At 55.5% G+C, this 25,334-nt stretch carries 25 protein-coding genes and 1 pseudogene; 18 read left to right on the top strand and 8 right to left on the bottom strand.

Translation table 11 applies throughout. From position 1 onward, the window contains the following. The first annotated feature begins 160 nt into the window (after positions 1-160). Positions 161-763: a hypothetical protein gene (locus ABUK73_RS21405; protein ID WP_353579027.1), complete on the top strand. Its 603-nt coding sequence runs from the start codon at positions 161-163 to the stop codon at positions 761-763. 216 nt (positions 764-979) lie between these two features. Here ABUK73_RS21405 and ABUK73_RS21400 read toward each other — a convergent pair whose 3' ends face one another. Both ABUK73_RS21400 and ABUK73_RS21395 read right to left on the bottom strand, forming a co-directional pair. Next, positions 980-1,855 carry an alpha/beta fold hydrolase gene (locus tag ABUK73_RS21400; RefSeq protein ID WP_353579026.1) on the bottom strand — a complete coding sequence of 292 codons (876 nt, stop codon included), beginning with the start codon at positions 1,853-1,855 and terminating at the stop codon, positions 980-982. Positions 1,856-1,977: 122 nt separating this feature from the next. Further along, positions 1,978-2,589: a TetR/AcrR family transcriptional regulator gene (locus ABUK73_RS21395; RefSeq protein WP_353579025.1), complete on the bottom strand. Its 612-nt coding sequence runs from the start codon at positions 2,587-2,589 to the stop codon at positions 1,978-1,980. Between the two features lie 62 nt (positions 2,590-2,651). Here ABUK73_RS21395 and ABUK73_RS21390 point away from each other — a divergent pair, with 62 nt between their 5' ends. The 4 genes and pseudogenes from ABUK73_RS21390 to ABUK73_RS21375 all read left to right on the top strand — a co-directional run bounded on the left by ABUK73_RS21390 (position 2,652) and on the right by ABUK73_RS21375 (position 6,288). Then, a complete protein-coding gene (locus tag ABUK73_RS21390; RefSeq protein ID WP_353579024.1) occupies positions 2,652-3,095 on the top strand; it encodes a nuclear transport factor 2 family protein in 444 nt (147 codons plus the stop codon). Next, positions 3,095-3,943 carry an NAD(P)H-binding protein gene (locus ABUK73_RS21385; protein ID WP_353579023.1) on the top strand — a complete coding sequence of 283 codons (849 nt, stop codon included), beginning with the start codon at positions 3,095-3,097 and terminating at the stop codon, positions 3,941-3,943. Before ABUK73_RS21390 ends, ABUK73_RS21385 begins: the two co-directional genes overlap by 1 nt. A 398-nt stretch (positions 3,944-4,341) precedes the next feature. After that, positions 4,342-5,130: an alpha/beta fold hydrolase gene (locus ABUK73_RS21380; RefSeq protein ID WP_353579022.1), complete on the top strand. Its 789-nt coding sequence runs from the start codon at positions 4,342-4,344 to the stop codon at positions 5,128-5,130. Next, positions 5,130-6,288 (top strand): annotated as a pseudogene (locus ABUK73_RS21375) (PAS domain-containing sensor histidine kinase). Before ABUK73_RS21380 ends, ABUK73_RS21375 begins: the two are co-directional and overlap by 1 nt. Positions 6,289-6,626: 338 nt before the next feature. Here ABUK73_RS21375 and ABUK73_RS21370 read toward each other — a convergent pair. Next, complete coding sequence (locus tag ABUK73_RS21370) at positions 6,627-8,693, bottom strand: ATP-dependent helicase (RefSeq protein ID WP_353579021.1); 2,067 nt, start codon at positions 8,691-8,693, stop codon at positions 6,627-6,629. A gap of 241 nt (positions 8,694-8,934) precedes the next feature. Here ABUK73_RS21370 and ABUK73_RS21365 point away from each other — a divergent pair, with 241 nt between their 5' ends. The 7 genes from ABUK73_RS21365 (at position 8,935) to ligD (ending at position 17,033) form a co-directional block, all read left to right on the top strand. Next, complete coding sequence (locus tag ABUK73_RS21365; protein ID WP_353579020.1) at positions 8,935-9,798, top strand: TIGR02587 family membrane protein; 864 nt, start codon at positions 8,935-8,937, stop codon at positions 9,796-9,798. A 7-nt stretch (positions 9,799-9,805) separates the two neighbouring features. After that, positions 9,806-10,213 (top strand): hypothetical protein, encoded by a 408-nt coding sequence (locus ABUK73_RS21360; protein WP_353579019.1) that lies wholly within the window; start codon positions 9,806-9,808, stop codon positions 10,211-10,213. A gap of 178 nt (positions 10,214-10,391) precedes the next feature. Next, entirely contained in the window at positions 10,392-12,185 is a 1,794-nt protein-coding gene (locus ABUK73_RS21355; protein WP_353579018.1) for a YbhB/YbcL family Raf kinase inhibitor-like protein, read from the top strand. A gap of 34 nt (positions 12,186-12,219) precedes the next feature. Beyond that, complete coding sequence (locus ABUK73_RS21350) at positions 12,220-13,320, top strand: alpha/beta hydrolase (RefSeq protein ID WP_353579017.1); 1,101 nt, start codon at positions 12,220-12,222, stop codon at positions 13,318-13,320. A 21-nt stretch (positions 13,321-13,341) separates the two neighbouring features. Next, entirely contained in the window at positions 13,342-13,887 is a 546-nt protein-coding gene (locus ABUK73_RS21345) for a DUF4142 domain-containing protein (RefSeq protein WP_353579016.1), read from the top strand. Between the two features lie 127 nt (positions 13,888-14,014). Continuing rightward, the gene (locus ABUK73_RS21340; RefSeq protein WP_353579015.1) at positions 14,015-14,326 is read left to right on the top strand and encodes a hypothetical protein; all 312 of its coding nucleotides are present in this window, start codon (positions 14,015-14,017) and stop codon (positions 14,324-14,326) included. A gap of 34 nt (positions 14,327-14,360) precedes the next feature. Then, positions 14,361-17,033, top strand: a complete 2,673-nt coding sequence (ligD, locus tag ABUK73_RS21335; protein WP_353579014.1) for a DNA ligase D — start codon at positions 14,361-14,363, stop codon at positions 17,031-17,033. A 6-nt stretch (positions 17,034-17,039) separates the two neighbouring features. Here ligD and ku (ABUK73_RS21330) read toward each other — a convergent pair whose 3' ends face one another. Both ku (ABUK73_RS21330) and ku (ABUK73_RS21325) read right to left on the bottom strand, forming a co-directional pair. Next, positions 17,040-17,849 (bottom strand): non-homologous end joining protein Ku, encoded by an 810-nt coding sequence (ku, locus tag ABUK73_RS21330; RefSeq protein ID WP_353579013.1) that lies wholly within the window; start codon positions 17,847-17,849, stop codon positions 17,040-17,042. 12 nt (positions 17,850-17,861) lie between these two features. Then, positions 17,862-18,758 carry a non-homologous end joining protein Ku gene (ku, locus tag ABUK73_RS21325; RefSeq protein WP_113086957.1) on the bottom strand — a complete coding sequence of 299 codons (897 nt, stop codon included), beginning with the start codon at positions 18,756-18,758 and terminating at the stop codon, positions 17,862-17,864. 201 nt (positions 18,759-18,959) lie between these two features. Here ku (ABUK73_RS21325) and ABUK73_RS21320 point away from each other — a divergent pair, with 201 nt between their 5' ends. The 3 genes from ABUK73_RS21320 to ABUK73_RS21310 are packed head-to-tail and all read left to right on the top strand — an operon-like array spanning position 18,960 to position 20,167. Next, positions 18,960-19,136: a hypothetical protein gene (locus tag ABUK73_RS21320; protein ID WP_080803337.1), complete on the top strand. Its 177-nt coding sequence runs from the start codon at positions 18,960-18,962 to the stop codon at positions 19,134-19,136. A 9-nt stretch (positions 19,137-19,145) separates the two neighbouring features. Then, positions 19,146-19,946, top strand: a complete 801-nt coding sequence (gene xth, locus ABUK73_RS21315) for an exodeoxyribonuclease III (protein WP_353579032.1) — start codon at positions 19,146-19,148, stop codon at positions 19,944-19,946. Then, positions 19,943-20,167: a hypothetical protein gene (locus tag ABUK73_RS21310; protein WP_353579012.1), complete on the top strand. Its 225-nt coding sequence runs from the start codon at positions 19,943-19,945 to the stop codon at positions 20,165-20,167. The genes xth and ABUK73_RS21310 overlap by 4 nt, the downstream gene beginning before the upstream one ends. Positions 20,168-20,215: 48 nt before the next feature. On the opposite strand, the gene ABUK73_RS21305 is transcribed toward ABUK73_RS21310, so the two are convergent. Then, a complete protein-coding gene (locus ABUK73_RS21305) occupies positions 20,216-20,977 on the bottom strand; it encodes an SDR family NAD(P)-dependent oxidoreductase (RefSeq protein ID WP_353579011.1) in 762 nt (253 codons plus the stop codon). A 299-nt stretch (positions 20,978-21,276) separates the two neighbouring features. Here ABUK73_RS21305 and ABUK73_RS21300 point away from each other — a divergent pair, with 299 nt between their 5' ends. After that, entirely contained in the window at positions 21,277-21,963 is a 687-nt protein-coding gene (locus ABUK73_RS21300; RefSeq protein ID WP_353579010.1) for an alpha/beta hydrolase, read from the top strand. 44 nt (positions 21,964-22,007) lie between these two features. Here the strand turns inward: ABUK73_RS21300 and ABUK73_RS21295 are convergent, their stop codons facing one another. Both ABUK73_RS21295 and ABUK73_RS23410 read right to left on the bottom strand, forming a co-directional pair. Beyond that, a complete protein-coding gene (locus ABUK73_RS21295) occupies positions 22,008-22,301 on the bottom strand; it encodes a PRC-barrel domain containing protein (protein WP_353579009.1) in 294 nt (97 codons plus the stop codon). 143 nt (positions 22,302-22,444) lie between these two features. Continuing rightward, positions 22,445-22,774 carry a GCG_CRPN prefix-to-repeats domain-containing protein gene (locus ABUK73_RS23410; RefSeq protein WP_113089920.1) on the bottom strand — a complete coding sequence of 110 codons (330 nt, stop codon included), beginning with the start codon at positions 22,772-22,774 and terminating at the stop codon, positions 22,445-22,447. A 508-nt stretch (positions 22,775-23,282) separates the two neighbouring features. Here ABUK73_RS23410 and ABUK73_RS21290 point away from each other — a divergent pair. Further along, on the top strand, positions 23,283-24,329 hold the full coding sequence (locus ABUK73_RS21290; protein WP_353579008.1) for a LacI family DNA-binding transcriptional regulator: 1,047 nt from the start codon (positions 23,283-23,285) through the stop codon (positions 24,327-24,329). Beyond that, a complete protein-coding gene (locus ABUK73_RS21285) occupies positions 24,326-25,330 on the top strand; it encodes a Gfo/Idh/MocA family protein (RefSeq protein WP_113089918.1) in 1,005 nt (334 codons plus the stop codon). The genes ABUK73_RS21290 and ABUK73_RS21285 overlap by 4 nt, the downstream gene beginning before the upstream one ends. Positions 25,331-25,334: the final 4 nt, after the last annotated feature.

Genomic DNA, 25,334 nt, shown 5'->3' with positions numbered 1-25,334 from the left:
CTACGCCATGCTGGACGCACCAGCATTGGCCGCATAACTTAAACCAAACGGTCTCCGGCAAGGCCGGGGCGGTTCACTACGGTGCGCTCTTTTAAATTGCATAAAACCGATTATACTAATTTTCTGATGTTTACAAATGCAAGCTACGGAGCTTTGTCGAATGCAGCAAGCTGAGCGCGCAAAAGTTCTTGCCTCAGAAATTGCGGGGCTTTTAAACGACGTTAGAGTCAACCTCGATGTCAGCAAGGGTCTGCTGAACAATATTCCTGCTGCTTCGGCTCCAAAAGAGGAGAGAGCTCGACTGGTGATCCCTGAGATGGGGTTTTTCACCTGGTTCGTTTCAGGAAACTTGTTTCACGGGGATGGCCTGTTTGCTAGGCTACATGGGCTGAATTTAGAGAGCCTGTCGTCCGGCGTGGGGGTGGAAGATGTAATTTCACGGATCGCGACCAAAGACCAGCCCGAGGTAGCAGGAGGGTTTCGTTTTGCAATATCGTCAGGCAAGCGATGCTCGCTGAGCTATACCACATACGCTGATACTCTGTGCCGCGACATCGCACTAATCGGTAGTTGCCTTCGCAATGAAGAGGGTATGCCCTCATTTTTTTCCGGCATTGTTGTTGAAAAGACGGCGGCAGTATTTTTGGATGGCTCGGATCCTTTCAAAGCGTATTGCGATGCTGCCTTGTCATTGGCGCAAGAGAGGGGCAATCTTCTCGCAACACGATATATTAGGTCCGCTCTGAATTCGGCTGCGACCTAGACCGCGCTCCATATCGACAGTCGGCATGGATCAATCTGTTGGTTTTTCAGGCAGACCGTAATCACTAAGGAATCATTTCCGAAACGATCGGCGAGTACCGCGGAAGCCTGCTTCCACAAATGTAGCGCGGTACTTGTTACTACTAGGTCTCGGGTTTACATCCGTTCAAGAGCAATGACTACTGGTGTTCAAGGCCTAAGGTTTCAACTCGTTCGGCTATCCGTGGAGAAAAATCGCAAGCTCTCGCGCAACCGCTTCCGGATCCTCACGCTGCGGGAAATGGCCGACATTTTGAAGGGTGATGCGTTGGAATGGCCCGGAAAACTTCTCGTGTAGACGTTCGGACAGTTCAGGCGGATTTACACCGTCCTCCAGACCTTGGATATAGATGGTTGGCAAGGAAAGTGATTTTGTTTGCCTGATCCTGTCCTCTAGCCACTGGCTTGCCGGATCAACGTCTGCCTCTCCCCATCTGGCCCGATAGCTATGCAGCGTGACTGCGACCCAGTCTGGATTGTCGAAGGATTTCGAGACGGCATTGAATGTGGCCTCGTCGAACCAGCCTTCAGGCCCCCAGTTCTCCCACTGAATGCGAGCAAAGCCATGCGGGTCTTCGGCAATCGCTTCGGCTCCGCGTTGCGTCGCCATGAACCAGTGATACCAGTACCTCTGTGCCTGCTGGAATGTCGGGGTTTTCAGCCCGCCCATCCGGGGCAGTGAGGATAACAGCGCCATTTTCTCCACCCGCTGCGGCCAGCCGACGGCCAACCCTTCCGCAACGTTCGATCCCCAATCGTGTCCCGCAACCGAAAAGGTATCGATCCCCAGACCATCCATAAGAGCAATCGCATCCATTGCCAGAATGCCCCCGTTGGCTGTTCGTAAAGCATTGGGATTGCGGAAGACACTGTCGCCATACCCTCGCAGATAGGGTGCAATCAGTCGCAGGTCATGGCCAGCAAGTCGCTCTGACACATCGTCCCACGTCGAAGCATCGTCAGGCCAACCGTGCAGCAGCAAAACCGGTTTTCCGTGTTTTGCACCGGTCTCGATGAAATTGATCCGCAGATTCTCGGTATCGACGTGGGGCATGAATGGGGTCCTCGTTTTTCCCAGTAACATCGAAAATCCAGAACTGGTTCCGATGCTCCTTTATCGCTTCTCGATGCAGTTGTCGGGCTTGTCCGCGTAAGGCTCTTTCACCTTATGCAAGGTCAGAGAAATTTCATTGCAGCATTGAGGGCTGTCGCTTGTCGCTGGATTTGAGCTCGGGTCATTGAGCAGTTCGTCACAATCATGCGCCAGTAAAGAGCCGATGGAATCATATCCAGTGCCATTTCGATATCGACATTTGCATTAAGCTCGCCGCGTGCGATAGCCCGTTCGATGATCGCAGACCCTACAGCTCGACGAGCCTCGGCAAGTCTCTTCAAGGCGACAACAAGTTCGCTTTTGCGAGCGGCTTCCGCATAGATATCCGGCAAAATCCTGCGCACGAGCCGGTGACGAAGCGCGCGCCGCATCATGAGCAGGTAACCTTCGAGCTCCTCGATAAGGCTCCCCCGCGCTGAAACATCAGTAAGCTTCAGACCAAGTTCCTCTATCGCCTCTGAGGCCATGGCAAGCTTCGATGGCCAGCGGCGATAGATTGCCGCTTTCCCCGCACCCGCCCGTGTTGCGACCCGCTCAAGGCTTATTCCGCCGTAACCATAGACAGCCCAATCTTCAAAGAAAGCTCGAACCAACGCATGCGTCAGATCGGTGCGAATGACCGCAGCGCCGCTGGGCTTACGTCGTTTTTCTTCGTCGATACTCTTGCGTTCCATCCATGGCGCTCCATATGTATTGGACGGAACGATAGCGTTCCATTCATTTGGAGTAAAGCACTATGAGCGATAACATTGACGCGTTCCCAAGCCTGTCATCTCTTCTGCGACAGGCTTTTGGCGATCTGGTTTCTGCCGAGGCGACATCATTCCTCGATATGTGCGATGACAATATCGTTTTTGAGTTTCCCTACGCGCCCGATGGATTTACCGAGCGTCTTATCGGCAAGGCAGCACTCGAGGCCTATCTTCCGACGGTCGCCGACTTGCTGACAATTGAATCGATGAGCCTAAGCCGGGTTATTGTTGCCGCCTGTTCTGAGGCAGCCACGATCGAATTCAGCTGCAACGGATATTCAAACGAGACAGGCGCACGCTATGATCAGGTTTACGTCTCAGTGGTAGATTTGAAGGGCGGTCTCATCACACGATATCGCGACTACTGGAACCCGCTTGTGCTTCTCTCGGCAACGAAATCTTCACCCGCGACGACGGAGGTTAAGTGATGCACAGCGATAAATCGACGAAGATTCTCGTGACAGGCGGCACTGGAACAACCGGACGATTGGTTGTCGACGGCTTGAGAGGACGTGGTATCGTTCCGAAGGTTGGTACGCGCAATCCGTCTCGCGAAAGCGAGGTTCTGTTCGACTGGCAGCAGCCAGAAAGTGCCAGCAGAGCTTTCGATGGGGTGGATGCGGTCTACATTGTCGCCCCGACAAATACGAGCGACCATGGTGCGGTTGTCCTGCCTATCCTCGATATTGCCCGCTCACGCGGTGTCCGGCGCTTTGTCCTCCTCAGCGCGTCGTCGTTGGAAGCCGGTGGACAGATGATGGGGCAGATCCACGCTTATCTTAAAGACAATGTTCTAGAGTGGACTGTTTTGCGCCCAACTTGGTTCTTGCAGAATTTTTCGCATCAGCAGCACCAGAACACCATCCGGCAGGAGAATGCCATTTTTTCGGCAACTGGATCTGGCCGCGTTGGCTTCATTGACGCAAGCGACATCGCCAGATCTGCTGTCAGCGCTTTGCTTGAAGACCAATCCTGGAACCGGGACTTTATTTTGACCGGCCCGGAAACCTTGTCCTACACGGATGTTGCGTCGAAACTGAGCGGCATTCTTGGCCGTACCATCCGGCATGTGAATCTGGATGTTGATCAACTGGCAGAGCGATATCGTGCTGGCGGTCTGGATAAAGAATATGCCCAGACACTTGCCTCAATGGATAAATGGATAGAGGACGGGAACGAAGACCGCGTCACCGACGGTGTGCTTGTGCTGACGAAGCAAACGCCGATATCTGCGGATGTGTTTATTCGAGAAAACCGTCAGCGCTGGCTCCCTTAGTGTGGATCCATAAAGCCGTCCTACAGAATAACGCGGATGGCGTACATTTTGGGGCTGAAAGTCTGCTTCAACGGCCTCGAACCTGCGCCGGTGCCAACATTCCATGCCGAAGTAATCGTAATCTACCCTGTTATTATACTCTTTGCGCGTGACGTTTAAGTGCCTCTTCAAGCCGAACCTGTAAGTGATATCTAACTTCGTGGTGGTTTTTAGGAACGCTGAATGGAAGAGCCCAAGATAATCAGCGCCTCGTTCAAACCGACCTTGAGAGTGATGACAAATTTCAACTCTGCGAAGGATCCGGGTCATTTACTGCCAAAGCTTCCAGATGAGTAAAGAGCGCAATCTTTTAGATCTGGGGAGCTAGCAAAACACGCTCGAAGCTGGCAGGGATAGGTATGTCAATTTTAAGCCGTAACAACGTCCAGTCCCGAGGTCATAGTGAGCGCGCGATCGTGTTTGCCCACGGTTTTGGGTGTGACCAGAATATGTGGCGCTTTGTATCCTCATCTTTCGAGGCTGATTTCCGTACAATACTCTTCGACCACGTGGGGGCAGGACAGTCCGATCTTGCTGCGTATGATAGTTCCAAATACTCGTCGCTGACGGGCTATGCGGACGACGTCGTGGAAATCGGCCGAGAACTCAAACTGCGAAATGCGGTTTTCGTCGGCCATTCGGTCAGTGCGATGATCGGCGTTCTAGCGTCATTAAAGGCTCCAGAGCTTTTCGACCTGCTGGTGCTGGTCTGTCCGTCACCACGCTATATTGACGATGGAGAATACATCGGCGGCTTTAAACCCGCTGAAATCGAAGAGCTACTGGAATCGCTCGATGACAACCATTTGGGCTGGTCGGCTGCCATGGCTCCTGCAATTATGGGAAATCCGGATCGCCCGGAACTTGGAGAAGAACTGACGAATTCGTTCTGCCGCACCGACCCTGAGATCGCCAAGGCGTTTGCGCGTGTGACATTCACTTCCGACAACCGTGATGACCTTCCAAAAGTTACCGCGAGAACAATCATCCTTCAGTGCCGCGACGACATCATTGCCTCGGAGGAGGTCGGTGAATACGTCCATCGCATGGTTCCTGGCAGTGAATTGATTATGCTTGAGGCAAGCGGACACTGCCCCAACCTCAGTGCCCCAAATGAAGTCGTTTCGGTGATCAGGCGTTTCGTCTAATGGTGGCTACAGGCAGTTCCGGGCCGACACTGACGGAAGACCTGGATGACCTTTACGAAAACGCGCCCTGCGGATACCTCTCGCTGCAGCCCGACGGGCGCATTGTAAAGGTCAACCGGACGCTGGCCCTGTGGCTGGATGTCCCGGCCGAAGAACTTCTTGGCAAGCGTCTGCGTGACCTGTTGAACATGGCGGGGCGCATTTTTTATGAAACGCATTTCGCTCCGCTCCTACGGATGCAGGGTTTTTTCAATGAAGTCGCTCTCGACCTGATCACAGCCAATGGGGCGAAACTCCCTGTCCTTGCAAACGCGCTTGAGCGCCGTGACGATGAAGACAGGCTGATGTTCACGCGGATTACGCTGTTTCAGGCCGTCGAGCGTCGTCGATATGAGCGCGAACTTGTTGACGCACGCGTGGCCTCTGACGCCGCTGGTGCTGCCATTAGAAGCGAATTGGACGTCGAGCGACACAATGCCGAATTGCGCGAGCAGTTTATTGCGATCCTTGGACACGACCTTCGGAATCCTCTCGCATCGATGAATGCTGCAGTGCGCCTCTTGAGAAAAGAGATCCAAAGTTTGAAAGGTGAGGGCATTCTCGACCTCATGCAGGGCAGCGTGTCGAGGATGTCGGGTCTGATCGACAACGTTCTTGATTTCGCTCGTGTCCGTCTTGGTAGTGGGCTGGTACTTTCACGTCAGGCTCAGTCCTTGGAACCAGTGGTGCGCCATGTTCTTGATGAGCTCCCGTACTGCGCACCCTGATCGAACGATGGAATTGTCCTTCCGCGTTGATGAGGATATCGATTTTGACGCCAGCCGAATGGCGCAATTGACTTCCAATCTCGTTGCCAACGCGCTGACCCATGGTAAGCCGGAAGAACCAGTTCGACTGTCTGCGTCTATTTCTGACAACCATCTGGAACTGTGGATTGCAAACGGTGGCGTCCCGATTCCGGCAGATGCACAGCTCAGTCTATTCAAGCCATTTTTCAGGGGTGAACGTAACGGGAGCCAGGAGGGCTTGGGCCTTGGACTCCATATCTCCGCAGAGATCGCGCGGGCACATGGTGGCATATTGGTCGTCTCATCTGACGACCGGGAGACCCGTTTCACCTTCACGATGCCCATCAATCGAGAAAATCCAGATCGTTGAGCAATGGTGCGCAGTTACGTGATTGTTTTAGAGGGTTAAAATCTCTGATGACGCGGGCAGTACACACCCGCTACGCTTCAAAAACGCGTTTCGTTCGAAAAATTTGGATTCGGTGTTCGATACCGTGATTTTCCAGTTGTGCCGCGTCTGAGGTGACATTTTCTATCCCTGTCAGGACGCCTGAATAAACTGTCGAGATACCGCGACGTCCTGATCGCAGGAACCCATGCTCATCAGGCATTTGTGGCGACCGCTGGGACAAAGTATCATGTATTGAGACATAAGCGGCTCGCACCAAGAATCACATCGTGAATGCGTTGCGCCAGTCTTGGTCGCTCCTATTTCCACATACCGCGCATATGCGCGCCGACATCGATCCGGATCTGCTGGGCACTCCGTTCAGATGCTGAGGCGGAGATTTTCGGCCACGCCGTCGGTTCGAAATATTGCAACAACGTCGCCGGAATGAACCGAGAACGCGAAGCGTAAATATGCCTGTCGCCCTGCGAGTTCTGCCCGTGAGTGAAAAATCGCTGCGGCGTGATGAGCGACAGGCTGTCCTTGGCCCGCGTCATACCGACATAGAGCAGACGCCGTTCCTCCTCGATCTCTTGCGTCGTTCCTGTCCCCAGGTCCGATGGTATGCAGCCATCGACAACATTGAGCATGAAGACGGAACGCCATTCCTGTCCCTTGGCGGAGTGGATGGTCGATAGGATGAGATAGTCTTCGTCGAGCAGCGGCACGCCCGCCTGATCGCTTGTGGCATCCGGTGGGTCAAGCGTCAGTTCGGTCAGGAAGCGTTCGCGCGAGGGATAGCCGCTGGCAATCTGTTCGAGCTGCGAAAGGTCCGCCTTGCGAGTATCGGCGTCTTCATGGATGCGCTCGAGATGTGGTTCGTACCACAGACGGGCCTGCGCGATATCCGACGGCCACCCTTCCTGCGTTTTGCGAAGCCCTCCCAGCAATTGAACGAACGACGTCCAGTCCTCGCCAGTCTTCGGCGGTGTTGGAATTTCCGCGAGTGCTAGGAGCGGTTCGGGGTCGGAGGCGATCGTGTCGAGAATGGTGCCAGCTTTTTTGGGACCGATGCCCGGCAACATTTGCAGAAGTCGAAAGCCTGCGACACGGTCCCGCGGGTTCTGGGCGAAGCGCAGCACGGCCAGCATGTCCTTCACATGGGCGCTGTCCAAAAACTTCAGGCCACCGAACTTGACGAAGGGGATATTGCGACGGGTGAGTTCAACTTCAAGCGTTCCGCTGTGACTGGATGTCCGAAACAGAACTGCCTGCTGCTTCAGCGTCATGCCAGTCTCACGATTGGCCAGCACCTGCTCGACAATGAAATTGGCCTGTTCGGTCTCATCCTTGACGGTCACGAGTTTGGGTCGCTCGAGCGACTCCCGTTCGGTCCACAGGTTCTTGGTGAAACGCTCGCGCGCCAGTTCGATCACGCCATTGGCTGCCGCCAGAATGGGCTGGGTCGAGCGGTAATTGCGGTCAAGTGTAATGACATCAGCGGCAGGGCTGAAAGATGTTGGAAAGTCGAGAATGTTGCGAACCGTCGCTGCCCGGAACGAGTAGATCGACTGGGCATCATCGCCGACGACGGTCAAGCCACGTCCGCCGGGCTTGAGCGCCATCAGGACAGACGCCTGCAGCTTGTTGGTATCCTGATATTCATCGACCATCACATGGTCGAAGCGATTGCCGATATCGTCGGCGAGATCGGGATCGCTGACCATCTGCGCCCAGTAGAGCAGAAGGTCATCGTAATCGAGCACGTTCTGCGCCTGCTTGGTCTCGACATAAGCTCCGAATAATTCCTTTAACTGTTCTTCCCATGTGGCGACCCATGGATAGTGCTGCCGCAGGATCTCGTTCAGCGGCGTCTCCGAGTTCACTGCGCGAGAATAAATCGCGAGACAGGTGCCCTTGGTCGGAAAGCGGCTTTCCATCTTGGAAAATCCGAGCTCGTGCCGCACAAGGTTCATAAGGTCGGCGCTGTCTTCCCTGTCGTGGATTGTAAAGTCGAGATTGAGACCGATCTGCTCGGCATACATCCGCAGCAGTCTTGCGCCGATGCCATGGAAAGTGCCGGACCAGGCAAGGGCGTCTGTCAGGACACCGGCATTGGCACCCAGCACATTGCGGCAGATGCGCTCGACGCGGCGGGCCATTTCGGAGGCGGCTCTGCGCGAAAAGGTCATCAGGAGAATACGTCGCGGGTCCGCACCATTGACGATGAGATGCGCCACGCGATGGGCGAGCGTGTTGGTCTTACCAGATCCGGCACCTGCAATGATCAACAGAGGCCCTGCTGTGTTGCCCTCAGCCAGCCCGACGCCATGCTCGACGGCTTTGCGCTGCTGCTCGTTCAGTTTTTCCAGATAGGCAACCGCCATGCCGTTATCCTTGATGTGCGCCTACTTTAAATGCGGTATAGACGAAGCTCCATATACCGCGATGGATGCGTCAAAAATGACCGCGAACAAAGTGAGAACCTATCAGGTGGGTTGGATATTGAAAAGTCCTTGATTAGCGTGACGTGATTGGCGTCGCGTCCACTCTTCGATGCTGTTAAGGTTCGGCATTGCGACGATCCGGTCCTCGCGCATGACCAGAGTCATTCTGTGGAGAACGAGATTGGGTTCGAAAGACAGCGCAAGTGGTGGATTCGATACAAGCAAATTTCTCGCTGGAATAGCGCGCGGGGTCGCGGGCGCTCTTCTGTTCGCTCTGCCGATGTTTATGACGATGGAAATGTGGGAGCTTGGCTTCTACATGGATCGCACCCGGCTGTTGCTGCTTCTTTTGATCAATTTGCCTCTGTTGATAGTCCTGTCTCGCCGCATAGGGTTTGAGCAGACTTCGGGTTGGCGGCAATCTGTCCGAGATGCTGTTATCGCCTATGCATTGGGTATGGTAGCGAGCTCGTTAATCCTCTCTTCCATAGGTGTGTTGCGGACTGGTCAAACCTCACATGAGATTGTGGGCATGATTGCTCTGCTAGGGGTGCCGGCGAGCATTGGCGCCATGTTGGGCAGGAGCCAACTGGGCGGCAAATCTGACGATGAAGAAACCGAGGATGACGATGATCCTGTTCAAAATCGCGAGACGAGTTATGGCGGCGAGCTCTTTCTGATGGCAGTTGGCGCACTGTTTTTAAATCTGAACGTGGCGCCCACCGAGGAGATGATCTTGCTTTCTTTCAAGATGACGCCTTGGCACGGCCTTGTCATCGTCGCAGCGTCGCTGATCGTCATGCATGGGTTCGTTTACGCGCTTTCATTTCATGGAAGCCACGATCTTGCGGAGGGTACACCAAGCTGGCACGCCTTTGTGCGCTTTACCTTACCTGGTTATGTAATAGCAGGATCCATCAGTGCCTACTGTCTCTGGACATTCCACCGCACTGACGACCTGGGTTCCACACAGGTTCTGATGGCTATCGTTATCCTGAGTTTTCCTGGTGCGATCGGAGCGGCTGCCGCTCGACTTATCCTTTGAGGGCTTTATGACCAAAACAATCGGCGACAAAAGTCTTGAGGCAAACAATCCGCACTGGGTCGAGTGGGTCACCGGACTGGTATCCGCAGTAATCGTACTCGTGGTGATTTTCTGGATCGCAAAAGACGCGTTTAAAGATCAGGATACATCACCCGACCTTTCCGCAACCCTAGTCATCACGGAACAGCGCAGCAACGGGTTTCAGGTGTCTTTCGAAGTTTCGAATGTTGCAAGCGCAACCGCATCGCAGGTCGCTGTCAACGGCGAGATCCGTGATGGTTCCGATATCGTCGAGAGAGCCAGCACCGTAATGGACTATGTTCCTGGAAGATCAAAGGCGCGAGGCGGCCTGATTTTCAAAAATGATCCCAGAGGCAGGATCATTCTCTATGTTTCAGCCTTCAACGAGCCCTGAAGGTCGTTTTTCCAAAGGGTGGCCGCGGGCGTCGTATGCCATCACTACGGTTGTTGCTACCCGCATAAGCCACGTTACTTGGCGACGTGCGTACATATTCAGTTCTGATAGCGTTAAGAAGGGGGAACTTTGAAGAGTCTCGCATGTTCGGCGTGTGAATTCTTTGGAGGAATACCTAATGATACGTCGTGTCACCGGCGCTGCATCTCTTGTGGCGGCACTTTTTGCGTGCAATGCGTCTTACGCCCAGCAGGGCGATGGAACTGAAGTTCAAATCACCACGAACGTGTTCAAGCCCAACAAGGTCGCACCGACGAGCGAGCGGGTAGGACAATTGAAGGTGCCCGACGGATTCTCTGTAAAGCCTTTCGCCCAGGGCCTTGGCAACAGCCGCATCATCGCAGTGTCCGACAAGGGTTTTATTTATGTCAGCCGCCGGGAAGAAGGCGATGTGCTGCTGCTGAAGGACGAAGACGGCGATGGCAAGGCAGATCGGGCACCGATCCAGGTCGTGTCCCGCGCGCAGGCGCATGGACTGGCAATCAAGGATGACAAACTCTACCTTGTGACCGTCAAAGAAGTCTTCGTTGCCGACATCAAGGCCGATGGCACCCTTGGCGAACTTGAGATGATCATCGGCGATCTGCCGGATTCCGGCCAGCATCCAAACCGCGTTCTTTCATTCGGTCCTGACGGGATGCTGTACATCAGCGTCGGCTCCACTTGCAATTCATGCAACGAAAGCAATCCAGAAAACGCGACGATCATTCGCGCGACGCCGGACGGCAAGAGCCGGACGATCTTCGCCTCCGGCCTTCGCAACACGATTGGGTACGATTGGCAGCCGCAGACCGGCGAACTTTGGGGCCTGGACCACGGTATCGACCTGATGGGCGATGAGGTTCAGGCCGAGGAACTCAACAAGATCGAGCAGGGCAAGCAATATGGCTGGCCGCATGTCTATGGGGCGGGGGACATCTATCCACAGTCCACGCCGGTTGGCGGTGTGACGAAGGAGCAATGGCGCGATCAGAGCCAGCCGATGGTCATCGGTTATACGGCCCATGCAGCGCCGATGCAGATGAAGTTCTATCGCGGAACTGCCTTTACGGCGGAGTTTGCAGGAGATGCCTTTGCCACGATGCGCGGTTCCTGGAACCGCAATCCGGCCTCCGGTTATGAAATCGTCCGCATTCAATTCGAAAACGGTCAGCCCAAAACAATCGAGCCATTCCTGACGGGCTTCCTGACGGATGGCGGCAAAACGCATTTTGCTCGCCCTGTCGGTCTTGCCGTCGCCAAGGACGGTTCGCTGCTGATGGCGGATGATGCCAATGGCGTGATTTACCGCATTGCCTATACGGGCGACGCTAAAAAGGCTGAAACGCCGGCCATGGCACCTTCAGATGTTATGGAGGCGCAGGCGAAAAAAGGCGCAGATGTGCCGTTGGCTCTGAAGCGTCCCGAGACAGAAACCCAAGGCAAAATCACGGTTTCTACAGACGCCTTCTCCAACAATCAGGCAATCCCAACCAAATACAGCGAATATGCCGATGGCGTTTCGCCTGCGCTTAGCTGGAGTGCCGTGCCAAAGGCGGCGTCCTACGCCGTCATCATGGAAGACCCTGACTCTTCGCCGCTCAAGCCCTTTGTCCATTGGTTGGCGTGGAATATCCCCGCGACAGTAACGACGCTTCCAGAGGGTTTGCAGGAGCAGCTTCGCCTGGTCGAGCCAGAAGGTGTTTTGCAGGGTCGCAACACATCTGGAACACACGGCTATTTCGGACCGAAGCCACCTCCGAGCGACAAGCCGCACCACTATCACTTCCAGATCGTCGCTCTCGATTCCATGATTGATCTTCCACCGACATCTGACCGTGACGCACTTCTGGCTGCCATGTCCGGTCACGTCATCAGCAAGGGTGAACTCGTCGGGACCTACCAGCAAAAGATCGAACCAGCCAAGCAATAAGGAAATGTCCCACCGCAGTTTCAAAGGAAATCTCATGCCTATCTTACGTTCTTCTATCGGCGCCGCGAGCCTTGCGGTCTTCTTGCTGTCTTCTTCAGCAACCGTATGGGCCCAACAGCCCGCCCCAACGCAAGCTCAACCTGCTCAACAGACGCAGCAGACTGAACAGGCGAAGCCTGATGCCCAGATGCAGGCTGTTCTGGACGCGCTAAAAGGGCTGGATGCCAAACCCTTTTCTGGTCTGACCGTGGCACAGGCCCGTACGCAGGCAAGTGCTGCCGAGGCTGCGCGCACGGTCCAGCGGGACAAGAAGATTTCGCCGATGCCAGAGGCGGGCGTTGCGACAAAGGATATTGCCATTCCGAGTGCCGGCGGGGCGTTGCCCGCCCGTGTGTATGTTCCCGAAGGCAAGGGGCCATTCCCTGTCGTGCTGTACTTCCACGGCGGCGGCTGGGTTGTGGCGGATATCAATACCTATGACGCGACACCGAGAGCGCTTGCGTTAGGTTCGAAGGCCATCGTTGTCTCTGCCGATTATCACCATGCGCCAGAAAGCAAGTTCCCGGCGCAGCATGACGATGCTTGGGCTGCCTACACGTGGACCGTTGAAAACATTCATACTTTGAATGGAGATGCCCAGCGGATTGCTGTTGCGGGTGAAAGCGCCGGTGCCAATCTGGCGGCGAACGTTGCTTTGATGGCGAAAGAAAAGAAGACCACAATGCCGGTGCACCAGTTGCTGGTCTATCCCATTTCGGGCAACGACATGAACACGCCATCCTATCAGGAAAATGCCAATGCCGCGCCGCTTGGCAAAGCCGATATGGAATGGTTCGTCTCGCATGTGTTCACGTCAAAGGACGAGACCGCAGATCCGCGGATCAACCTCGTCGGTCGCAATGACCTCAAGGGACTGCCATCTGCAACCGTTATTACCGCGCAGATCGACCCACTACGCTCCGAAGGCCAGGCCTATGCTGAAAAACTCAAGGCAGCAGGCGTGGTGGTCAATGCGCGCAATTATGAGGGCGTAACCCACGAATTCTTCGGAATGGCCAAGGTGGTGGATAAGGCCAAGGACGCTGTCGATGCTGCCAATGCCGACCTCACAAAAGCATTTTCCAAAACGAAGTGATCGCGTCAAAGGACCATGACTATGAAATTTTCAAATCTAACCTACCTCGCATTATCCGCCGCCCTGTTGAGCCAGCCCCTAATGGCGCAGGAACAGAAGCCAAAACCTGCCGGCGATGCCGCACCCATGATGGTCATGGATCGGCCAACCTTCGTCAGCGTCGTCTCAAGCTTCAACGAGTTCGAAATCAAGTCCAGCGACCTGGCTTTGCAGAATGCCGAATCAGCCGATCTCAAGGACGCAGCAAAGATGATCATAGCCGATCACCAGAAGGCGGGCGAGAAGCTAAAGGGGATACTGGACAAGAAGGGCGAGCCACTGCCGTCCCCAATCGTTCTTGCGCCCAAGCAGCAGAAGATGATGGATCAGTTGCAGGCTGCCAAAGGCAAGGACTTCGACATGCTATACCTCGATATGCAGGTGCAAGCGCATATGGAGGCGATCGCGCTGTTTCGAACCTATGCTGGGTCTGGTGACGATCAGACCGTGGTTGGCTTTGCGAAGGAAACTTTGCCCAGTCTAGAGACGCATTTGTCCCACGTGGAGATGGTGAGCGCCGAGCGCTAGGGCGCAGCGCCAAAGCGCCAATCATTTTGCCTTCAGCGGGCTAGCGATCCGCTTGAAGGCATTTTTTTGGAAACTAACCTGGCAGCAATGGGTTAGGTTTTTAACCATCACATGAGGAGCTAACAATATGGCTGACGACAGCACTACCACAATCCGAGCGACATTCGATACACGCTCTGCCGCCGATATTGCGGTGGAGCACCTTGTCCAGCAGCACGGGATTTCGCGTCCGGACATCTTTATTCAGTCAGCCACCGCACAGAACACATCAGGGTCAGTTGCATCTGGTGGCGATGTCTCGAAAAGCGGTGCGGTGCGCGGCGATGCTCCTCTCGAAGGGGAAATCGAAGTGTCCGCAGACATCCCGTCCGACAAGATTTCCGCGGTTCAGCGTAGTCTCGGCGAGGCTGGGGCACTTCGGGTATCGGGCGCTGCATAAGGCGGGTCCGCGTTGATGAGTAGGGGTGGATGCCATGGCCGACAATCTCAGCAAGTACCGATCCAAACGCGATTTCAAAAAAACGCTTGAGCCAAGCGGAGAGGTCGAGATCAAGGCATCCAACCGTCGCCGCTTCGTCATCCAGAAGCATGACGCGACACGGCTGCATTATGATCTTCGTATTGAGCTCGATGGTGTTTTCAAATCCTGGGCTGTGACCAGAGGTCCTTCTCTCGATCCTGGTGACAAGCGGCTTGCCGTGGAGGTCGAAGACCACCCCCTAGACTATGGCGATTTCGAGGGAACGATACCGAAGGGTCAGTATGGCGGCGGCACAGTCATGCTGTGGGATCGCGGCTACTGGCAGCCCGAGGGGAGCAAGACCCCCGAGGAGGCACTGGCGAAGGGTGATTTCAAGTTCACTTTGGAAGGTGAACGACTTCATGGAAGCTTTGTTTTAGTGAGGATGCGCAACGACCGCGACGGCGGCAAGCGCACCAACTGGCTGCTGATCAAACACCGCGACGATTATGCGGTCGACGAGAACGGAGCAACGTTACTGGATGAGAATCTGACGTCCGTCGCTTCCGGTAGAACCATGGAGGCAATCGCCGCTGGCAAAGGGAAAAAGCCCAAGCCATTTATGACGCAAGGCGATACGGTTAAGGCAGACGCGGTGTGGGACAGCAATGAGGGACTTGCCGCCGAGGAGCGCAAGGCTGGCATGAAGACGTCGCTGAAGAAGAGGTCGGCTCGACCTAAGGCAGCCAAGCCCACCAACGCTGAAACTGCGATGCCGAGCTTTATCGCCCCTCAGCTCTGCGAGAGCTTGACGCGTCCACCCGCGGGCAAAGGCTGGATCCACGAGATCAAATTCGACGGCTACCGGGTGCAAATGCGCGTCGCTGGCGGTGAGGTGACGCTGAAGACCCGCAAAGGTCTGGATTGGACATCCAAATGGCCTGCGATTGCGGAGGCGGCGTCGGCACTCCCTGACTGCATCTTAGATGGTGAAGTATGTGCGCTTGACGAGAGGGGTGCGCCTGATTTCGCTGCTTTGCAGGCAGCACTGTCTGACGGGACGACCGACGATCTTGTCTATTTCGCGTTCGATCTGCTGTTTGATGGTGACGAGGATTTGAGAGAGCTTCCCCTGACGGAGCGCAAGTCGCGTTTGGAAACCCTAATGTCCGATGCGGGCGAGGATCCTCGACTGAGATTTGTCGAACACTTCGAGACAGGCGGCGACGCCGTGCTGAAGTCGGCATGCCGTCTATCGCTTGAGGGTATCGTATCCAAGGAGGCAGATGCTCCCTATGCGTCCGGCCGGACGAAGACATGGGCGAAATCCAAGTGTCGCGCTGGTCATGAAGTGGTCATCGGTGCCTATGCCAAGACCAATGGAAAATTTCGATCGCTGTTGGTTGGCGTCTTCAGCGGCAAGCACTTCGTCTATGTCGGGCGTGTCGGTACAGGGTATAGCGCGAAGACGGTCCAACAACTTCTGCCGAGGCTTCAAGAGATAGAAGCGGCCAAATCTCCATTCACAGGAATAGGGGCACCGAAGACGTCAGACGATATCGTCTGGCTCAAGCCCGAGCTCGTCGCCGAGATCGAATTCGCCGGATGGACCGCGGACGGCCAAGTTCGACAAGGTGCGTTCAAGGGGCTGCGCGAAGACAAGCCTGCTGCGGAGGTGGAAGCCGAAGTGCCCGCAACGCCATCGGATGTAGATGTCCCTGATCCCGAGACTGACAAGCCACCACCCAAGCGTTCCCGCAGAGGCGCAAAGGAAGAGGTCATGGGCGTCATGATCTCAAGCCCTGACAAGGCGCTCTGGCCAGACGCGGATGACAAAAAGCCTGTCACCAAGGTTGACCTAGCCCAGTACCACGAGGCTGTCGGAGCGTGGATCATCGATCATATCAAAGGTCGGCCATGCTCGATCCTTCGTTGCCCTGATGGCATTGGTGGCGAACAGTTCTTCCAGCGCCACGCCATGCCAGGAACGTCGAACCTTCTGGAGCTCGTGACGGTCTTTGGCGAAAAGAAGCCCTATCTACAGATAGATCGCGTCGAAGGACTTGCCGCCATTGCCCAGATCGGCGGGATCGAGCTTCACCCCTGGAATTGCCTGCCCGATCAGCCCGAAATTCCGGGCAGGCTGGTATTCGATCTCGATCCGGGCCCAAACGTTGAGTTTGCAGCAGTCGTCGAAGCCGCTCGCGAGATACGCGACAGGCTAGAAGAACTGGGCCTTGTCAGTTTCTGCAAGACGACAGGTGGAAAGGGATTACACGTCGTGACGCCGCTTGTCGCGTTCAGGGGAAAGAAGCTGAGCTGGGACGAAGCGAAGGGGTTTGCGCATGACGTCTGTCAGGATATGGCGCGAGATAGTCCGGACCTTTATCTTATAAAGATGGCAAAGAACCAGCGAGAAGGCCGAATATTCCTCGACTACCTGCGCAACGACCGTATGGCGACGGCCGTGGCACCGCTGTCTCCGAGAGCACGTACCGGAGCGACGGTGTCGATGCCTTTGACGTGGACGCAGGTGAGGGCTGACCTTGATCCAACGCGGTTTACCGTTAGGACAGTTCCAGGCCTGTTGAAGAAGAGCACGGCCTGGCGGGATTACCATGAGGGCCACCGGTCGCTGGAGCAGGCGATCAAGCGACTGAACAAAGCGCGGAAGGCGTCTGCCTGACGGGCTTTATTTTGCGCGTGTTTCTGCTGCGACCGATTTCTTGAGCGCGTCCATGATGTTGATAACGTTGCTTGGCTTGGAAGGGGACGCAGGGGCCTTCGTTTTGGCACGGGTTGGCTTCTTCTGCTGTTTCTTCTTTTCCTTGATGATGTCGAGCAGGCGGTCCTGCACAGGATCCAAGACCATCTTCGCGTCCCAAGGCTTCGTCTGCTTTTTGATGAGCTTTTGGATAAGCGGCATCATATCGGCATCGGGTTCTTCATCGGCGATGCTGTCGAAGTAGCTGTCTTCGTCTCGCACCTCGTCACCATACCGCAGCGTCCACAAGACAATTCCCTTGCCGCGTGGCTCCAGCATGACGGCGCGTTCCCGGCGCGAAATCACCAGCCTCGAAATTCCGACCATGTCCTGTGACGCCATAGCGTCACGGATCACGGAGAAGGCCTCCTGCGCGATTTTTTCATTCGGAGACAGATAGTATGGTGTATCGAGCCATATCCATTCGATGGTGTCTCGTTTCGTGAACGTCGAAATATCAATCGTCCGGGTGCTATCGAGTGCGACATTTTCGAGCTCTTCGTCTTCAAGGATGACGTAGTCGTTTTCGCCACGTTCGTAGCCCTTGACCTCGTTCTCTTCCTTCACGTCCTTGCCTGTGACGGAATCCACGTAGTGACTGACCACGCGATTGTTGGTGGCGCGGTTCAGCGTGTGAAACCGCACCTTCTCGCTTTCCGACGTCGCGGGCGTCATCTGAACGGCGCAGTTGACGAGGGAGAGCTTCAGGTAGCCCTTCCAATAGGGGCGGACAGCCATGATGATCTCCTCTTAACCGGCGCGACGGGTCGGTGCGACCGTCGCCTTTGCTTTGGTCGCTGCCTTTTTAGGTTTTGCAGTTTCTTCGCCAGCGTTGGCGTTGGCAGCGATCCGTTTTGACTTGTTTTTCTTGGTGTCGAGGCCCGCGCTCTGACGCAGGGCCTGCAATAGATCGACGGACTTGGCGGCCGGTGCGGCTTTCTTCTTTGGAAGCGATCGCCCCTCAATCTTCGCCTTGACGAGTTCTGCTACAGCCTCCTCATACCGATCGTCGAAGGTACTGGCGTCAAAGCTGCCCTTCTTTTTTGCAATGATCAGTTCGGCGATCTCGAGCAATTCGGGATCGCTTTTGACATTCGGCTGATCCTCGAAGGCTTCCTGCGATGATCGAACCTCGTAATCGAAGTTGAGAGTGGAAGCGATGAGGCCCTTGCCATGTGGGCGGATGAGGACGGTGCGGAGGCGGCGGAACAGCACGGTCCGTGCGATAGCCGCAACCTTGGCCTCCTTCATGCCGTCGCGAAGCAGAACATAGGCTTCCGTGCCCATCTTGTCCGGCGTCAGATAATAGGGCTTGTCGAAATACACGGTGTCGATGTCAGAACAGGGAACGAAGGATTCGATCGTTAGCGTCTTGTCGCTATCGGGGACGGCGGCTGCGACTTCTTCCGGCTCAAGAACGATGTATTGTCCGTTTTCGGTCTCATAGCCTTTGACCTGGTCTTCCCGTTCGACGGGGTCTCCGGTTTCACCATCGATGAACTCGCGCTTGACCCGATTGCCGGTCGCTCTGTTGAGCGTGTTGAAAGCGATACGGTCCGACGCCGATGCTGCGGTGTAAAGCGCCACCGCGCATGACACTTCGCCGAACTTGATGAAACCTTTCCAGTTTGCTCTCGGGGAACTCATGATACGCGCACTCCTCACACAACCAACGCGATTCAACCGAATCAGTGAGCGAATCGTTCCTTGCTAAAACGAATCGTTTTTCAATGACTTAGGCGCACGTGGTCTCCCGTTTTGCGAGTCTGTCTTAGGTCGCTGATTCGAATGCATCTTTTGACAGCAGCGCGCGTTTTCCTTGGACAGCCACCAAAAGGGAGATCTGTGATGACCAAGCGCGAATTGATCGATACCGGCACTGACAAGCGTTACGTACGCCGCGATGAAGACGGAAAGTTCAAGGAGAGCGTCGATGTCTCTCGTTCGCTTTCAGCCGATGCGCGCCATGACGCAAAGAATGATACCAAATCAGGCGAGGGCGACAAAGGTGATCGCAAGCGCTGACATATGTCGGTGAAACTCGCCACCTTTAACGTAAACGGCATCAACGGTCGCCTCGACATCCTCCTTCGTTGGCTGGACGAGGCGCAACCTGACATCGTCTGTCTGCAAGAACTGAAGGCACCGCCCAATAAATTTCCGCGCAAAGAGCTGGAACGCGCAGGCTATGGAGCGATATGGCATGGCCAGAAATCGTGGAACGGTGTCGCGATCCTTGCACGCGGTCAGGAGCCGCTTGAGACGAGACGTGGGTTGCCCGGCGGCGAGCACGACAACCAAAGTCGATACATCGAGGCTGTCATCGACGGAATGGTTGTCGGATGCCTCTACCTGCCAAACGGCAATCCGGTCCCAGGTCCGAAGTTCCAATACAAACTAGACTGGTTTCGGCGACTGCATTCCTACGCGGAAGAACTGTTCGAGCTCGGAGTACCTGTAGCCCTCGTTGGCGATTTTAACGTCATGCCGACCGATCTCGATGTCTACAAACCGGAGCGCTGGATAGACGACGCGCTGTTTCGGCCCGAGGTCAAAGCGGCTTATACAAATCTGGTGGCTCAAGGTTGGACAGATGCGTTACGGCATCTCCATCCGAACGACCGGCTCTACACCTTCTGGGCATATTTTCGGAACGCATATGCGCGCGACGCTGGTCTACGGATCGACCACTTTTTGCTGAGCCCGGATCTCGTCGAAAAGCTCGTGAAAGCCAAAGTCGACAAGCACGTCCGTGGCTGGGAGCACACCAGCGATCACGCGCCTGTCTGGATTGAACTGACCGAGAAAGCCGTGAAACAAAGGAGAGAGAAATGACCGATGATTGGAAACGTGAGGTTCGCTCACAGCTCGAAGAGCTGGTCGACGGCCTCGTGATAAACGGCATCAGTTTTGAGGACGCCTGCAGTGTCATTGTCGTGGAGGTCAACGGCATGTTGGTCGCACACGAGCATGATCCAGATCCCGCGGATGATGATGTGCTCGAGGAGCCGGCCAACGACTGGCCTGCGGCGGAAGACAAACGACCTGTAGATTGAAGGTTGTGACGGCCCAAAAGGAAAATCCCCTATGGGCCGCTCGACACCTTACTGAGGCGGCTGACCGTTCGACGCCGACATTCCACCGTCGACAGGCAGGTTGACGCCTGTCACGAAGCGAGCGTCGGCGCTTGCAAGGAATGCGATCACCGCCGCAACGTCTTCTGGTTCGCCAGGGCCTCTGAGCGCGAAGCGTTCGTTGAATTTCGCGATCAGCTTGTCGTCATCCATCATGTCCTCGGTCATTCCGGTGCGCGTCAGGCTCGGGCACACTGCGTTGACCCTGATGCCGTCCTTGCCGTGGTCCATTGCCATTGCACGCGTGAGATTGGTAATGGCACCCTTTGCAGCATTGTATGCCGCCATACCCCAGTCACCACCTGTGCCGGATACGGAGCTGACGTTAATGATGGAGCCGCGCGACGACTTCAGATGTGGGATGGCCGCACGGCAGGCGTAGAAGACACCATCCACATCTGTCGCCATGACCGTGCGCCAATCATCCGTGGTGAGGGTGCCGACGTCGCCTTGAGCGACAACACCTGCATTGTTGACAAGAACGTCCAGGCGTCCAAATTTTTCGACTGTCCGGGAAATCAGGTCTCTTATGTCACCGTCATTCGAAATGTCGGCCTCGACTATCAAAACTCGATCTTCAGGATAGGGCTTGGCGACATCCTCCAGCTTTGCTCTCGTGCGGCCGACCAGGGTCACCATCGCGCCCTCGTTGAGGAAACGCTCCGCCGTTGCCTTGCCTATTCCTGAACCAGCGCCAGTCACGACGACAACCTTTTCTGCAAATCGCTGCATTGAAATCTCCTTGAATGTGCAGTGGTGCCTCATTCTGAAACGGGATATGTGCGGGGTTGTTCCAGGCGCAGAGGTCTTTGCGATTGGAGGCAGACAAGTGGCAATAACGAGATTGTCAGTAGCGGCGTAGCTGAAGAGCGGAACGAACGTTCCGAGTGGAGGTTGAGGGGATGCAACAGGAAACTCCCATGACGCCCTCAAATCTCGCGGCCTTCTTCTCTCTATTCGTCATATTCATTGGCGCAATCTGCGTCGCTGCAAGTCCTGGTGTTGTAATGGCTGCGGACACAGGACCCCGAATGGTGTCGTCCAAGGTCGATCCTGCGGCCAAACCCTTGCAGATGGTGCAGGCAGAAAGCATCTCCAGGTCGACTGCTTCTCGAGTAGGAATGCGTGCGGATCATCTGGTGATCCTGTTCCACGGCATCCGGGGAAGAGGGGCGGTGATGGAAGCGCTCGGGAACTCTTGGCAGGCTACGCTGCCGGACACAGTGTTCGTTGCGCCAGACGCGCCGTTCGCGCACAAGTCAGGTGGTCGTCAATGGTTTGCAGTCGATGACCAGATCATGCGCCCCGAGCGGATAGACGCCGCGCGTCGAGCGTTCGACAGGGTGGTCTCTGAAATCGTCAAACGTGAAGGGTTCGAAGGCGCGCTGGACCGAGTGGCGTTCGTCGGGGTCTCGCAAGGCGCCATTATGGCGCTGGATGGAGTTGCATCGGGTCGCTGGAAGGTAGGCGCTCTCGTCACTTTTGCAGGGTTGTTGCCTCTCCCGCCGACGTCATCGTTGACACGAACAGATATTCTGATGATGCATGGTGCAGAGGATAAGACAGTCCCACCGGCGGCGACGACTGTCGCGTCTGGCCAACTGCGATCGGCAGGCTTCACGGTGACGTCCAAAATTTATCCTGGGGTCGGCCACACCATATCGTCGGAGGAGGCAAAGGATACCGTCATCTTCCTTCGCGGCCATTGGAAGCGCTAAAGTGGCAGGTATGGGGCCCGATCTCAAGATCGGGCCCCAACACATCAGTGGTGATGTTCTGGCATCTCTTTCAACTGGTCTTTCGTCCATGACGTCACAGCGTGAACGTCGCCGTCCTCGTCGCGCATGAAATCAAGATCGCTCAGAGAAACGGCGACTGGCTTGGCGCCGATTCCGAGAAAGCCGCCAACATCGATGATGGCTTGGCCGCCTGTTCCGCCATGGACGTGATCGACCTTTCCAACCTTATGGTCATCTGCGCCATATACGGTTGCACCTTCCAGAATTTCTGGGGTCAGCTCTGTCGTTGATAGGCGAACGTGGTTTGTATGATCCATTGGTTTTCCTCCTTTGTGGATGATCACGTAACGGCATCACAGGCCTCTGGTTCCCTAATACGGAAAAGCTTAATTGACCCCTGACCAACAGCTCGTCTGACGCTCTCACCCTATGTATCTATATTTGCGCGAGGATCCAGGCACTACCACCTGTAGTCATGGTATTCATGTCGCCCACGCCATTCGCGTCGGTCGTAGTAGTCGCGGCGTTCTCGCCATTCGCGACGATCGCGCCATTCTCGTCTGGCTTCCCAGCGGTCACGTCTATCCCACCGATCGCGATACTCACGTGGAGGGCCATTTGGTCGGCAATAGCCGCGTGGGGAAAGGTGGAAGCCGCATCCGCAAGCGTAGTCTACCTTCTGCACGTCTGAGGCCGAGGGGACAGTTGGATGAACTGACGGCATCGCGTTGGCGACGTTGGCAAGCAGACTACCTAGAATTATTCCCGCGCTGAAAATTATCTTGCGCATCTGTCGTCACTCCGTTGAGGGTAATGTGATTTAGCGACGTGCACCGTGAACCATGCCTGAATGAACTTTGACGTTTTCGTGGCGTTGGCAGTAAGGGGATTTCTAAAGCTCTTAATCTGAGGCGGTCTGTCATTTCATAGAGGATGGCATGCGCCGCGCGGTGAGCCAAAATATGGTCTCTCCTGAACCAGTAAGTGCGATGATTAACAGAGCGGCGTTGTCCTCAGCCAATCCGACGCCTTGCTCGGCCGCACTGCGCAAGTGATCGTATCGGTGACGATATCGTCGTTAGAATTTTTGGAGCGTTCCAAAAATTGAACGATGATGCGCTGCAATAGCGAAGGAAAAACTTTGTGCGACGCATCATAAATAAGAAATATTGTGTTAAATCAATATTATAATTCAGACAGGCGGTATTTTTAATTTTTTGTCGTTGAGATTTCCGTCTCTTGACTTTATTGGAACGTTCCAATTAATTTAACGTGAATTTGTTGGGAAGGCTTGATTTATGACCAAGGGACGAGTCACCGTCATTGATATTGCGAAGGCCGCAGGCGTCTCCAAATCAACGGTGTCGCTCGTTCTGCAAAACTCGACATTGGTCAATGAGCAGACCCGCTCCAAGGTGAATGCGGTCATGCGGGAGCTCGGTTACGTCTATAATCGCGGCGCTGCGAACCTTCGCCAATCCGGATCAAATTCGAAGATCATCGGCGTCGTTGTCAACGATCTTACTAACGGGTTCTTTGCCGAATTGGCTGTGGGAATCGATACCGTCGTGCAGTCGGCAGGTTTCGTACAGTTCCTGTCAAACACGGGTGAAAGTCCTGAGAGGCAGCGCGAGGTCATCGCCTCCATGCGTGAGCATGGTGTTTCAGGGCTTATCATCTCTCCTGCACGCTCCACGAAGGCGATTGATTTCAAACCACTCGTTCAGGCCGGAATTCCCGTCGTCATGGTCGTGCGCAACGTGCCCGGAGCAAAGGTGTCGTCGCTCGTATCCGATAATGAAGCGGGGATTCATGCTTCGGTAGCTCATCTTGCGTCGCTGGGACATCGGCGCATCGCTTTCGTGGGCGGCTTTCCGGATACGGCAGTGTTCGACGAGCGACTTGTTGGGTATCGCAATGCAATGGAGAGCGCAGGGCTCGGATTTGACGAGAATTTGATTTTCTCCGCGCCACCATCTCGCGCAGGCGGAGCGGAGGCGATCGGGCGGGCCATGCTGACGACAAACAAGCCTACTGCGGCAGTGTGCTTCAACGACGCTACTGCATTCGGCGTCTGCGACGGCCTTCGGACCTTGCGCCTTGAACCCGGACAGGATTTTGGCGTGGTGGGTTTCGACGACGTTATTGAAGCGAAGGCGGCAGTTCCTGGGCTGACCACGATTGCTGTCGATCCCCAGGGTATGGGCCAGCGTGCTGCGCAGCTCCTTCTCAAGCAGATCAATTCCGGTAAGGCGGAAGCCGAGTCCATCGTGTCGTCGGTCCGCCTGGTCGTGAGAGATAGCTGCGGAGCTTCCAAGGCTTCAGTTGCGAGGGCGCGGGCATGACGGTTCGTTGGGGTCTTGTTGGAGCGAGTACAATCGGGCGCGAATGGGTTATCTATGCCATACGCGCGTCCGGCGGCTGTGTGGCGGCAGTCATGAGTTCAAGTGCGGACCGTGCCAGCGCTTATGCATCGGAAAATTCCATTGACAGATACTATACCAGTATTACCGACCTGTTGTCCGACGATGGGGTCGATGCCGTCTATATCTCCACCACGAACGAGCTCCATTGCGGACAGGCGATAGCGGCAGCGAATGCCGGGAAGCATATCCTGTGTGAAAAGCCGCTGACCCTGACGCTTGCCGACGCGCATGCGATGATCAGGGCCGCCCATGAAAACAGGGTGGTGCTCGCCACCAATCACCATCTGCGCGGCGCCTCTGTCCACATGGCCATGCGTGATGCAGTTCGGGACGGAAGGATCGGCAAGCCGTTGTCTGCACGCGTTTTCCATGCCGGGTATCTCCCGATTCATCTTCAGGGATGGCGACTGGACAAACCTTCTGCAGGCGGCGGTGCGATCCTCGATCTGACGGTCCATGATGTCGATACACTACGGTTCGTTCTCGGCTGCGACCCTGTTGAGGTCATCGCGGTCTCCCAGTTTTCCGGCATGACTAGTGAAGACATGGAGGACGCTGTCATGGGCGTCATCAAGTTCCAGAACGGCATGATCGCGCAGTTTCATGACGGCTTCACCACGAAGTATGCACAGAGCGGGCTTGAGATCCACGGAACCAGCGGCTCGCTGATTGGCACCGACGTCATGGCACAGCGCCCGATTGGCAAGGTTCTGCTGCGCGATGAGCGGGGTGAGCAGCAACTCCCAACCGACGATCGCAATCTCTATGCGGCAACCGTAGGTGCGTTTCATCGCGCGATCGCAGGTGGCGGATTGCCTTTGGCTTCTGGTGAAGACGGATTGTGGTCTCTGGCAACCGCTCTCGCCGTAGCGCAGTCAGCTCGCGACGGCACAGCAGTAAAAATCGAAACAGGACTTTGACCGA

The sequence above is a fragment of the Agrobacterium vacciniicorymbosi genome (assembly GCF_040427045.1).
Taxonomy (GTDB): domain Bacteria; phylum Pseudomonadota; class Alphaproteobacteria; order Rhizobiales; family Rhizobiaceae; genus Agrobacterium.
The sequence above is the reverse complement of the archived record's forward strand: the minus strand, read 5'-3'. Positions and strand labels throughout refer to the sequence as shown.

Bases quoted from the DNA above. Each gene is read 5' to 3' on its own strand.
- ABUK73_RS21405 (WP_353579027.1), top strand. From the start codon at position 161: ATGCAGCAAGCTGAGCGCGCAAAAGTTCTTGCCTCAGAAATTGCGGGG.
- ABUK73_RS21400 (WP_353579026.1), bottom strand. From the start codon at position 1,855: ATGCCCCACGTCGATACCGAGAATCTGCGGATCAATTTCATCGAGACC.
- ABUK73_RS21395 (WP_353579025.1), bottom strand. From the start codon at position 2,589: ATGGAACGCAAGAGTATCGACGAAGAAAAACGACGTAAGCCCAGCGGC.
- ABUK73_RS21390 (WP_353579024.1), top strand. From the start codon at position 2,652: ATGAGCGATAACATTGACGCGTTCCCAAGCCTGTCATCTCTTCTGCGA.
- ABUK73_RS21385 (WP_353579023.1), top strand. From the start codon at position 3,095: ATGCACAGCGATAAATCGACGAAGATTCTCGTGACAGGCGGCACTGGA.
- ABUK73_RS21380 (WP_353579022.1), top strand. From the start codon at position 4,342: ATGTCAATTTTAAGCCGTAACAACGTCCAGTCCCGAGGTCATAGTGAG.
- ABUK73_RS21370 (WP_353579021.1), bottom strand. From the start codon at position 8,693: ATGGCGGTTGCCTATCTGGAAAAACTGAACGAGCAGCAGCGCAAAGCC.
- ABUK73_RS21360 (WP_353579019.1), top strand. From the start codon at position 9,806: ATGACCAAAACAATCGGCGACAAAAGTCTTGAGGCAAACAATCCGCAC.
- ABUK73_RS21355 (WP_353579018.1), top strand. From the start codon at position 10,392: ATGATACGTCGTGTCACCGGCGCTGCATCTCTTGTGGCGGCACTTTTT.
- ABUK73_RS21350 (WP_353579017.1), top strand. From the start codon at position 12,220: ATGCCTATCTTACGTTCTTCTATCGGCGCCGCGAGCCTTGCGGTCTTC.
- ABUK73_RS21345 (WP_353579016.1), top strand. From the start codon at position 13,342: ATGAAATTTTCAAATCTAACCTACCTCGCATTATCCGCCGCCCTGTTG.
- ABUK73_RS21340 (WP_353579015.1), top strand. From the start codon at position 14,015: ATGGCTGACGACAGCACTACCACAATCCGAGCGACATTCGATACACGC.
- ligD (WP_353579014.1), top strand. From the start codon at position 14,361: ATGGCCGACAATCTCAGCAAGTACCGATCCAAACGCGATTTCAAAAAA.
- ku (WP_353579013.1), bottom strand. From the start codon at position 17,849: ATGGCTGTCCGCCCCTATTGGAAGGGCTACCTGAAGCTCTCCCTCGTC.
- ku (WP_113086957.1), bottom strand. From the start codon at position 18,758: ATGAGTTCCCCGAGAGCAAACTGGAAAGGTTTCATCAAGTTCGGCGAA.
- ABUK73_RS21320 (WP_080803337.1), top strand. From the start codon at position 18,960: ATGACCAAGCGCGAATTGATCGATACCGGCACTGACAAGCGTTACGTA.
- ABUK73_RS21310 (WP_353579012.1), top strand. From the start codon at position 19,943: ATGACCGATGATTGGAAACGTGAGGTTCGCTCACAGCTCGAAGAGCTG.
- ABUK73_RS21305 (WP_353579011.1), bottom strand. From the start codon at position 20,977: ATGCAGCGATTTGCAGAAAAGGTTGTCGTCGTGACTGGCGCTGGTTCA.
- ABUK73_RS21300 (WP_353579010.1), top strand. From the start codon at position 21,277: ATGGTGTCGTCCAAGGTCGATCCTGCGGCCAAACCCTTGCAGATGGTG.
- ABUK73_RS21295 (WP_353579009.1), bottom strand. From the start codon at position 22,301: ATGGATCATACAAACCACGTTCGCCTATCAACGACAGAGCTGACCCCA.
- ABUK73_RS23410 (WP_113089920.1), bottom strand. From the start codon at position 22,774: ATGCGCAAGATAATTTTCAGCGCGGGAATAATTCTAGGTAGTCTGCTT.
- ABUK73_RS21290 (WP_353579008.1), top strand. From the start codon at position 23,283: ATGACCAAGGGACGAGTCACCGTCATTGATATTGCGAAGGCCGCAGGC.
- ABUK73_RS21285 (WP_113089918.1), top strand. From the start codon at position 24,326: ATGACGGTTCGTTGGGGTCTTGTTGGAGCGAGTACAATCGGGCGCGAA.